Annotated in this window: 10 protein-coding genes; 7 read left to right on the top strand and 3 right to left on the bottom strand. The window is 39.1% G+C overall.

What is annotated here, in order from left to right; genetic code table 11:
• Positions 1-283 precede the first annotated feature (283 nt).
• Positions 284-1,822: a hypothetical protein gene (locus tag EAE93_RS24315; RefSeq protein ID WP_235319352.1), complete on the bottom strand. Its 1,539-nt coding sequence runs from the start codon at positions 1,820-1,822 to the stop codon at positions 284-286.
• A gap of 755 nt (positions 1,823-2,577) precedes the next feature.
• Between EAE93_RS24315 and EAE93_RS03740 the strand changes: the two genes are divergently transcribed.
• The 5 genes from EAE93_RS03740 to EAE93_RS03720 all read left to right on the top strand — a co-directional run bounded on the left by EAE93_RS03740 (position 2,578) and on the right by EAE93_RS03720 (position 7,059).
• Positions 2,578-3,531 carry a hypothetical protein gene (locus EAE93_RS03740; protein WP_214039102.1) on the top strand — a complete coding sequence of 318 codons (954 nt, stop codon included), beginning with the start codon at positions 2,578-2,580 and terminating at the stop codon, positions 3,529-3,531.
• A gap of 346 nt (positions 3,532-3,877) precedes the next feature.
• Positions 3,878-4,783 carry an Rpn family recombination-promoting nuclease/putative transposase gene (locus EAE93_RS03735; RefSeq protein ID WP_214039101.1) on the top strand — a complete coding sequence of 302 codons (906 nt, stop codon included), beginning with the start codon at positions 3,878-3,880 and terminating at the stop codon, positions 4,781-4,783.
• A 364-nt stretch (positions 4,784-5,147) separates the two neighbouring features.
• Complete coding sequence (locus EAE93_RS03730; RefSeq protein ID WP_036805975.1) at positions 5,148-5,342, top strand: hypothetical protein; 195 nt, start codon at positions 5,148-5,150, stop codon at positions 5,340-5,342.
• Between the two features lie 6 nt (positions 5,343-5,348).
• A complete protein-coding gene (locus tag EAE93_RS03725; protein WP_040152489.1) occupies positions 5,349-6,005 on the top strand; it encodes an SGNH/GDSL hydrolase family protein in 657 nt (218 codons plus the stop codon).
• A gap of 10 nt (positions 6,006-6,015) precedes the next feature.
• Positions 6,016-7,059, top strand: a complete 1,044-nt coding sequence (locus tag EAE93_RS03720; protein WP_214039100.1) for an acyltransferase — start codon at positions 6,016-6,018, stop codon at positions 7,057-7,059.
• 190 nt (positions 7,060-7,249) lie between these two features.
• Here EAE93_RS03720 and EAE93_RS03715 read toward each other — a convergent pair whose 3' ends face one another.
• The gene (locus EAE93_RS03715; RefSeq protein WP_214039099.1) at positions 7,250-8,254 is read right to left on the bottom strand and encodes a Txp40, insecticidal toxin (previously name A24tox); all 1,005 of its coding nucleotides are present in this window, start codon (positions 8,252-8,254) and stop codon (positions 7,250-7,252) included.
• A 522-nt stretch (positions 8,255-8,776) separates the two neighbouring features.
• A complete protein-coding gene (locus EAE93_RS03710; protein ID WP_040152494.1) occupies positions 8,777-9,943 on the bottom strand; it encodes a cupin domain-containing protein in 1,167 nt (388 codons plus the stop codon).
• Positions 9,944-10,240: 297 nt separating this feature from the next.
• Between EAE93_RS03710 and EAE93_RS03705 the strand changes: the two genes are divergently transcribed.
• On the top strand, positions 10,241-10,462 hold the full coding sequence (locus EAE93_RS03705) for a hypothetical protein (protein WP_228999281.1): 222 nt from the start codon (positions 10,241-10,243) through the stop codon (positions 10,460-10,462).
• A gap of 65 nt (positions 10,463-10,527) precedes the next feature.
• On the top strand, positions 10,528-11,091 hold the full coding sequence (locus EAE93_RS03700; protein ID WP_036805991.1) for a hypothetical protein: 564 nt from the start codon (positions 10,528-10,530) through the stop codon (positions 11,089-11,091).
• The last annotated feature ends 60 nt before the right edge of the window (positions 11,092-11,151 follow it).

Here is an 11,151-nt window from a genome sequence, read left to right as displayed (position 1 = left end):
TATCCGATTTAATAATTTAATTGAAGAAGAATAAATACATGTCATGTTGAAATAATGACATAAGAAAAAGTCTACAACGATATCCTATTAATCTATGCAACATTAATAATTTAGTACCGCCATCTCAGTACAACCTTAGAAATGATGTAGATGGCAGAGTGGGAGTAAAACAACAAATCCGTTCAAAAAAGTCAAATGTCGTATTTTGCAGTTTCGCTCCCATTGGGCTAGATTGAGGTCACTGAGCCTAATTGATGCAATTGCCTCAGTCGTTCTTACCCACCTATTCCTTAAGCTCTTTGGAACGATTCTGGAAATTCTTGATAGAGACCAGATACTGGTTAGTGCCAATGTAGAGGTCATTATTCCTGTTGAAGTAAATGCCGCCGTACTCATGACAATAGTTCACACCTCTGCCGAGGGGAATTTGCCAGATCACCCGGCCATTGAAAGAATCGATGGCGCTAATGTAGTACATTCCTCCCTTTGACGCTGAAATATCATCGGACCAGCTACAGGTATGCGCGAAGATGATACCGCTGCCGCGACAGAGCATGTTCATCGCGTAAAAGTGAATGTCTGGAATAGACCATCTCTTTTCATCGGGTTGTTCGGTATTCTCAGGATTGATGCGGATCATCTCCATGCCGGGACCATTCGGAACTAGCTGCGAGAACGGCCACGTCGGATAGTGGCCGAAATTATTTTCGACCACAAAGGTATCACCAACGCCTATCAACGAGGCTTCGTCGGCGCTCCTCATCTCCAAAAAGCAAGGGGTTTCGGAGATAATACTTCCATCCGAGCGGTTACAGACCAACACGTTCAGACGTGGATCGGCATTGTCGGTGATTCCCACCAGTTCAGTCCCGTCCTCCATTTTGGTGAGCGTCGGCGTAGTTCCCGAACCGATATTCGTCTGACCCGGCTTCCGGTATCCGGCATTCTTGTAAGGCGTCTTCCAGCGAATGGTGATCTCATTCCCCTCCAGACCGAACGCCCAGAGATACCCTTTCGTACATAAGCCCTTGCTATCGATACCATTGGTGACGATATAAGCCCCGTTCTCATCAACAGCGAATGTATTGTTGTTCCACTGTTTTTCCAGCTTCTTCGCGCCAATCAGTGTTGTGCTCCCATCATTCGGATCAATTTGCACAACTGCTATCCATGCAGGAGAGCTGAGTGTACTCTCCGGGTAGTTCTGGTAGTTATAATCACCGGCAATCAGGCACCAGTAGAGATTCGGACGATCCGCATCCCAAACAGGCAGCGACGAGTAGAGGGAATTGCCCTCCGCTGAACCAGTGACCACTTCGATGATATCAGCGCTCTGCCAGTTCGGTGTGAGCGCATAAATCTCGCCTTCTCTTGGCTGCACATCTGCTGTCGGATAGCTGACAATCTGGTTGTCCTGTACAACTATCGTGTTGTCGTTGTTGTCTAGGTAAAAGTAGCCGCCGCCGAAGGTACTATTGCCGGAAAGTGTACCCGCCTTCGTGGCTGAAATAATGTTGCAGTTCTCGTCAAATACCACCACCCAGAACTGAGATGCGGAGTAGTCCAGCGAGACGCCCACCATTTGATTCTGACTATTACAAACCATATTCGGCGTGTATCCGAAAGGATTGTACTGCTCAATAAGCAGAAGATTGTCATTAACAGGACCGTTGAGCGACACGGACTCGGAACACCAGCTATCTTGGTGCGGGCTCCCGAAGTCGTTCTGCGCCATCCACGGGTGTTGAGGTATTTCAGCATCGGCAAAACGGTTCAGCGCACTCTTCGCCGCGGGGACATGGTGCAATTCTTCTTTTCTCATGGGGACTACATGATCGAATGGATTCATAGTTAAGCCTGTATATTTTTATATTAGATTATAAATTCCCCATCCCGATATTCAGGATTGGAATGTTCAAGTTTTAGATTAGACATTCATAATGGTGTGTATATAGAGACTAGAAGTCGGTTATGGAATGTCAAGAATCGTTGGATGATATTAGAAAAATATCTTTTTATTTCTCTGATAAAGTTATTAAACGCATGATTAATTATAATCATTTTTGATTAGATGAATTTAATCGGATATATTCTGATTTTTTCAAAAATAATTATCCTGTTTAATAATCCACTTGGTGAAGAATAATTACATTGCATGTTGAAATAATGACATAAGGAAAAAATCACATAAATAAACTCCTATCTTTAAATAATTACAACTCTTTTTTTGAGCAATTTTATAGAGAGAATTCTACTCAAAAAATCGACATATTAGAAACATTCATTTTACCTAAAGTACATATAGAAAAATTGATAATAATCAGACTCCAAATAAAAGAGAAAAATCATTAATTGAAGGAATTATCAATTCTTACAAGTTTGGTTACTATGGCAAAGGTAGTCAACGCTGACATTAATTTGGAGATAATTATTTCTGTGTTTATTAACTGATTATTTAGCCATTATTTCTAGTTAGGCTTCATACCCCTACAAACAAAATTGTAGGCAGCGTAAAAATTTTTGCGATATTTTTATCTTCGTCATTACATCCGGTACCAACAAGAAAGGAGAATTATAATGGATAAACCAAAGGAGAATAATATGAAAATTAATGTAGCATCTATAAGACAAGCGACATTTCGCTCTGAGTTTTCTCTTGATAGAGAAAGCGGACAGAGCATACAAGATTACTTGGCGAAAGAAATAGAACGTAGAATTGACTTGGTGAGAGAAAATATTATTTTTGCATCAGAAAATAAAGAAAAAAACACCCCGTTGTTTTTTTCTTTACCTGAATTTTTTTGGAACATAAAATGGAATACGCTCAAAAACAAAGATGAATTATATCAACTAACTGATTATATGATGCATTATTTATCAGATGCACAGGAAAGTTTGATGAATTCCTTACCCGAAAGCGAAGTGGGTAAAATCGTTCTGTTGGCAGGAACGGTGGCAGTCTTGGTAGAAACTAGTAATGACGGGGTATTTGAACCTTTAAATTACTGTTTAATAAGCAATAACTTTAAAAAGAAAAACGATGGTCGATTTGAAAGGTCAATGTGGCCAAAGCGTACAACTTCACATATTGATTTCGGTCTTAAAGATAAAGTGACTAATAATGGGTTTATATTTACCTTTGTAGATGGATTAACTGTCGAAGTTCTAAACAAGACTCAGCATGTTGGTGAGCATGATAATAACATGAACTACGGTTTCTCTATCGATAACAATATAATTGACGACTGCCCGTTTAGCATTAACTTATGCCTTGATTATGGGAGAGTTAAGCCAGGAGAACGCAATGATGAGCTTATTGAATCATCATCGAAAATTGATTTCCTGTTGGCTTGCGGTATGTCTTTGAGTCCAAATTACAAATATCCGCCCAGCGTGCGATTTGCTGTAAGGAATGACGGCATGAGAAGTGGAAAGGTTGAATGCTTCTCAATCAAAGATAGACATTTATTTCAACAAGTTCCACAAAAAGAATTAAATACCCGTCTATCGATGGTAGAGCTGACTCTTTAAATAGATAATATAACTGCTCTTCCCTTACTACGAGTGGGAGAAGAGTACATGTCAGGTATGATTAACCGTTGCTGCCCCAATCTTAGGTGGGCAGCATATTGTCATCACATCAAATTTATTTGGAATCTTTTCGGCCCAAGGCTTTACATCCGCCCACGACCTCATGGATTCCGACAGACTAGTCGCCAAGCGCTTCTGAGAGCGGTTTCCAGCCAGTTTCGATCCACTCAAGGAAAATGGATAATCACCGAAATAATATGTTGTACATTGGTTGCGGGTCTTCCAGAGATATTATAACTTTGACAATGCGTGGCGATGACTAACTGATAAGACAGAGAAACGGATTGTGGCAAAGAAAGAAAAACAACAGCCTCACCATGATGCATTATTTAAACATTTTTTAACGCGGCCCGAAACGGCCAGGGAATTTCTATCCCTTTATCTGCCCGAAGAGATCCAGTCGTTGTGTGATTTAGCCACATTGAAACTGGAACCCGGCAGTTTTGTGGACCGGCATTTACGTCAACTGCACAGTGATGTGCTGTACTCGGTTGAAACGGCCCGGGGGCAGGGCTATATCTATTGTCTGATTGAGCATCAGTCCACCCCTGACCCGTTGATGGCCTGGCGGCTGATGTATTATGCCATGTTAGCAATGGCGGCCCACCTGAAAAAAGGCCATACTGAACTCCCTTTGGTGGCGCCTTTGCTGTTTTATCATGGTGAGGTTCGTCCTTATCCTTACTCAAACCGGTGGCTGGATTGTTTTACGCTCCCCGAACAGGCTGCCCGCTTATACCATCAGGCGTTTCCGTTGGTGGACGTCAGTGCGCTCAGCGATGAAGAGATCCTGACGCATAAAGGGGTTGCCCTGATGGAGCTGGTGCAAAAACACATCCGCTGCCGGGACATGCTGGAATGGGTCCCCCAATTGGTGGAACTCCTGAATGGAGGGTATAATACAACTGAGCAGCGCAATGTGGTGTTACGCTATATTTTATTGAATGGACATACGCTGGATCTCTCCCAATTTGTCCATCAACTGATTGAACAATCTCCGGAGCATGAAACGATGTTGATGACTATTGCAGAACAGCTTGAACAAAAAGGGCTTGAGCGTGGTATTGAACTAGGCCGAGAGAAAGGTAAAGTGGAAACGGCTCGCGCCTTATTACGACATGGCGTGAGTTTGGATATTATTGTCACCAGTACCGGACTGAGCCGGGATAAAATTGAAGCGTTAAAGCATTAAATTAATCTTCTCTTTCACTGTAAAATGCCGATATTCAAGATCGGCATTTTTGTTATTAAACTCAGATGGTCAGTAATTCAATATTATGTTTCAGATCCATTTTTTTCTTTAGCTAATCTATCCACCACTTCTTTAGCAAACTAATTGTCACTATCGGCATTTTTTAGCACCTGATAGATAACTTGTTTATGATAACAAATCCGTATTTCTGTTATGAATGTGCATGATTAAAAGGTCGTAAAAGAGGTTGATATCGTATTATTTATATGAGACAACTTTATCCGAGATCCAGCCGCAATGATGAAATTCATTTTCACTATCCGGTCAGCGATCTTTATACGGACATGATTTGCATGGGATCAGGATGATGACTCATCATATAGGCCAAATTGCCGATAAAAGTAAAAGACTCTTCACCTTAACGGATGCGAAGCAATTTGCTCTGTATGCGCTTTCTGATTTTAATGAAGGCGGTTATTTCAAAGTTAAACACGCTTTTTTCCGTTTCGCTTTGTTCTCGCAATGGCCTCTCGTCGAATTTTTATTTTTAGAAGGATAAAAGTAAATGTCTTATATTCAATCGCATTTGAAGGAAGGGTGTTGGTTTACCCTCGGTGACAGTATAACTGAAAGAGGGTGGTATCAACCAATAGTGACTAAAAATTTAGGTCTAAAAGAATGGAAAAACTACGGAATAGGGGGAACATGCATAGCCCAAAAAGATAAAAATGACAATTCAGCCATTTGTTTAAGATATGAAAAAATGGGAAGCAATCCAGATATTATTACAATATGGGGAGGGGTAAATGATTTTGGATTTGACTTTGGTTCCTATGGAGGGGTGGAAATAGGTGATTATAAAGACAAAACCCCATTGACATTTATTGGAGGCATGAAGTTATTAATGACCGGAGTTACCAAAAAATACCCATTAGCGAGAATAGGATTTATTATAACAACGCCAATATCAGTACAAAGAGGTATGAATAGTAAAAACGCCAAAGGGTACTACTTGTCTGACTATTGCAGCGTTTGTCGGGAAATTTGCGAAAAACACTCCATCCCATATCTGGATTTGTTAAAACAATCTGGATTCAATGAAGGAAATATCGATATTATGACCAGCAATAGCTTGGGCACCGTGTCCGATGGTTTGCATCCATCAAAAATAGGTATGGACAGGATTGCCCCAAAAATTTCAAACTTCATTTTATCTATTTAAGAGACAAAAAATGAGAATATTGACCATAGATTTATTAAAGATCATTTCTATATTTTTCGTTGTAATTTCTCACGTTACTTTATTTTTCTTGTTGCGCGATGATAATGACGTGGTTTTGTATTTTCTTAGGCAGATCGGTCAGTTAGGGGTCTCATTGTTTTTTATGTGCAGTGGCTATTTCTTACTAAATAACAGACATGAAAAACAGGTGGATTACATCATTAATAAAGCCAAAGGGATATTAACTGTATTGTTGTTTTGGCTTATCTTTTATTATCTGTATGACACATATTTTATCAGTAAATTTACAACAGTGCCTAATACTAATTTTTTAAATTATATTAATGTTAGTAGAACCACATCAGATGCCACCCATTTATGGTTTATATTTGCAATTGTCTCTCTATATATATTAACACCACTAATGCGTAACGCATTTAACGAAACAAACGCAAAGGGGATTATGAAAATAATTGTCATAATGCTTATAATCTCTAATCTTACATTGCTGAATGCACTAACAGATTACAAATTCTCTTTTTCCCTAATCCCATTCAATATTTTACTTCCGTTCCAAGCTGAGGGTTTGATTAGTTTCTTGATAGGTGGATATTTAGGGCTAACGAAACCTAAAATAAAGACTTTTTCCTGTAAACACATAATGCTTCTGGTATTTTTTATTATATCATTGATATCTTTATCAATCATTTCATCCAGGACGGGGATGACCTTCTTTTATGGGAAGTTTTATAATATATTCCTTCAGGTTTCTTCGGTGTGCTTGTTTTTATTTTTGGTTAATTTGAACATCAACGGAATACCATTATTAATAGATGATATTAGCAAGAATACACTAGGCATATATCTTGTTCACAATATTTTTGTTATTGAAATACATAACGAATTTGTCCATAACTTATTACTGGAAAAATTTAATTACATAAATATATATATTTACATAATAGCCTATTCTTTGATGGCTTTTATCCTGTCATATATATTATGCGTTTTGTTAAAGAAATCAAAAATAACATCAAAAATTATAACCATTTAACGTTATGGACAGGGAGAGTCGGTTTCTTTCAGTAATATCTTTTTGGCAGTAAGGTGTATTGGCTAAAGGAAGGCGTTTTACAATTATCACAGACCACACAGTGGTTTGAAAAGTAAAACGCCTTATGAGACTCTCGTTGAAAAAATGAGAGCTTAAAAATGCTCTGCCAATCGAAGCCAGAGATCACACATCATATGTTTTTATAATGAGTTCCAACACTATGAATCGTGATTGTATTTTCAGTATTATTTTGAGTGAAGGTTACTCTGTCTTTTTGACTTAGCCTCACACTAAATAAATTATTTGGCAATTTTTCCAAGTTACTGCCGCTTGTTGTACCAATACTTTTTGCTGCTGTAAGTGGATCGTTACCCTTTTGCACCTCTTTTACAAATGAACTATACTTTTGTTTTGCAGCACCGTCCATATTAGCAAATCCATTCCTAGATTTGTTCTTTTTAAGTTCTTGAAAACTCACTCTCCATTTAGGTGGTTCAGTTGGGCCGGCCAAATAACCTATTCTGCCATCAGATAACTTCTGAGGTGGTCGAAAGAAAGGTTTAGAAAGCTTTTTTCTCTCAATATAATTCTCTAATGATTTAGACTCTAACCCGTTGTAAAAGTTTTGTGAAAAAATCCTCCTTCCTAGTGAAGTTACAGCAGATAAGATAAATAAGAAATCAATTAATTTAAAAAACCTTGCAGCATTTGACTGTTGGTTTTCCTCCAGTGGAATTTCCTGTGCCGCAAAAAAATATAGTGCCAATAATTTATCGTCATCTGAATAATCACTCAATGGTTTATTTTCAAGACCAGGAATATTCCAGATGTTTTGAGGATATTCACCTTCAAAATCCAGTTCATTCTTATAAAAACCATCTGCCATATCTTTAGAAATTTGATCACCATTTTCACCTAATAGTGCAGATGAAAGATTAGACATATATTCTTGATAAATTCCCTCGGCAGTCTCTTTATTCTTATAATAGTCGCCAGGAAGTTGAGACACATCATAAATACCACTTACAGCTAAAGCGTATGCTAATATTATTTTCTTAGCCCGATATTCAATTCCATGTGATGCTGTATACCCCTCATCTGTTTGCTTAAAGTTTAGTACACGTATTATCTCTCCCGCTATTTGCTTTTCAACGGGTTGATATCCACTTCTATCAGATGTTAATTTTATATCCATTATATTTCTCCATTATGTTAGTGTTTATTGAGCTATGAATCTCATGGCAGAGAGCTCCTAAATTTGTCGCTACTAATATAAATTTCAGTTTTAAATATAGGGTTTTCTCTGGCTTTCTAATCGTTAATTTCAATATAAAACTACTTTACATGCTAATTATTAGCAAGCTTTTATCTTGCCATTTTTTGTTGATTTTTTTTCAATTAAATCATTATGTTAAGATTAGTTGAACAAATAATAAAATGAGCAAAAGAAAAAAGAGAAGGCACTAAAGCCAAAAGAACTTGAGAATAGGATAACCAGATGTTAACAAAACGTTTTTAAATGGTCACGGCAGGTTATATAAATGTAAAACAGTCATTAGACATGACAGAAAATAAGGAGTTTATTCTTTTAATCCCTGACTGACCTAATTACCGATAAAAAGGTGTTATCCGATGTTAAATAAAGCCCCGAGTAAACGAGGCTATTTCTGATATACAAAGCTATATAGGTTCCTTCAATACACTACGGTGTAATATCTCAAGTCCTACGGCGTGATATAACTAGCTTATCCTTAGGACGATTCACCCAATCGGAAGGTTTATTGTTGAAATTATCCGCAAGCAGATAAGACGGAGTTTTAGCTAACCAATCAGAGAGTGAAATATCTTGATAAACACCGTTATCTAGTACAATCAGCACTTGAAGATCATCATCGCCAATATTTTCGATATAGTGACCAAATCCCAGTGGCACGTAACCAACGTCGGTTGGCCCATATTTTGCAGTTTGTGCGTGTCCGTGGGAACTAAACACAGTCATACGTCCTTTACCTGAAATGTAGTATTGCCACTCGTTGGCATTAGGGTGCCAATGTAGTTCACGTATTGCGCCAGGTTTGATGGTTTCTATAAGGCCGGTGATCGTTGTAGAAATAGGAAATTCCTTCGATGATGCCCGATAAACACTCCCTGCGTCGTTCTCGAAGAAGGGTTTGCTCTTCAAGAGTTCATAACGGTGGGTGAGTGGGGCATCGTTCAATCCGCCATCGTCAGCAGGTAGGGGAAGTTTGGGCGGAATAGCGCCCCCAACGATGTAAGCTTCACCCTGTTTAATTTTAGAAAAAACGGATGCCGGCATGTTGACACTTTTCTCAAGCACCTCTTTCGGCATATGGGTTATCCAATCAGTGATGCTGAAAGTGCCAAATTCTGAAAAATGCCCATTATCAAAAGCCAGAATAAAATGTGCGCCATCCCCAAGCGCCTGAATAGAATGACCATGACCTTTGGGAAAATACCATACATCGCCGGGGCCAAAATCAGCTACTTCACTTTTGCCCTCCGGATCGATAATGGTAATACGTGCATGACCTTCAAGCATATATGCCCATTCAGCGGCAACAGCATGCCAATGAAGTTCACGGACACCACCTGGTTCAAGTAACATATCAACACCGGCAATCCCTTCAGATATCGGGAATTGTTCTACCGTAGCTTCCCGCGCCCATCCATTTTCCAATATCCGTTTTTTGCTATCGGTGAATTTATATTTATACAAACTTTTGGCATTTATTGGCGGTCTATCCTTGCCAGCAGTGACTGTATTGTGCTGTTCATCAGCAACAGCGGCTTTAATCATACCGCCCATGCTAGCGGCGGCTGCGCCAATTGCAGATGCCTTCAAGATATCACGACGAGAGAACATATTTATTGCCTCCAAGTAAAATGGGTACCAGCAGGAATAGTTGCAAGCTGATATCTATTTGTTTGGTTTTTTTAAGTTAATGGTTGTCACGAAAGGAAAAATTAGAAGTGACTGATTAAGCATAGTAGAAAATGAGTCGTCTAGGAGTTAGCTTGGAAATCGGGCAGAGGCGAGATGTGGCGCGGCAACTTAAATCCGGTAACAAAGGTTGACATTAAAATCATTTTGGTTACTATTGTTACCGTTGGTTGCTTTGACCAACTGTATTCTTTAAAAAAGTGAGACTTAAAAGGAGTATTGTCTATCGCGTATCACAAAAACAAAGAGATTAATGTGGCTATTGCCTATGCCGTGTCTCAAGGCTGGGCCTACGTGAAACGTAAAGGCAAAGGCCATGCAGTCGGGATTTTACGCTGTGGCAGTGAAGATAAATGCCACCAAAAATCAGTTTGGGGAACACCTGATAGCCCTCAAGACCACGCGAAAGACATAATCTCATTAGTCGATAAATGCAAATAATATCAAGGCCGTCAAACGGCGGCCTTTTTATCGAAGTCTCACTTCTCAATCATAGGAAAGTAGATATGAGAAAATACAGTTTTAGCATTGTGGTAGGCGGAAAAAAAATCACTACTGACGATGATTTGTTTGATATATCAGATGCTTTGTATGAAGCAGGATGCAGCGATGCCCACCCTGCTGCATACAATGGTACATTGTACGTTAATTTTACCCGCAACAGCGAAAATTACGCAAAAGCCGTCATGTCTGCAATAGCTGGTATTGAATCGGTTTCAGGTTTAATGTGTCTATCTGTAGATATTGGTGATGTAGTTAGCTTAAGTGATGCGGCTGAACTGGCAGGAACCACCAAAGCCGCTTTATCTCGATACAGTAAGGGTAGCCGTGGAGCAGGTGATTTCCCTACGCCTCTTCTGCGCGTGGATAGCAGTCGCCCGTTATGGTCCTGGACGGATATTGCTGAATGGCTCGCAAAAAACAAGATCATCGACAATGAGTTGGTAGAACAAGCCCGTATTACCGGTTCCATTAACACAGCTCTATCCATCCGAAACACTAATTCAATGGATGTCATAGTTCAATTTATGAACGCATTAAACAATAACTTAAAGGCAATAACTGCATAGTTAATAACATGCCTTTAAAACGATGAGTCTCACTATTATTGGCCATCTTAATGATGGCTC

Origin of the sequence: Photorhabdus akhurstii (assembly GCF_018448925.1) — a bacterium.
In the GTDB taxonomy this organism is placed as follows: Bacteria; Pseudomonadota; Gammaproteobacteria; order Enterobacterales; family Enterobacteriaceae; genus Photorhabdus; species Photorhabdus akhurstii.
This window is presented reverse-complemented; position numbering and strand designations above follow the sequence as displayed.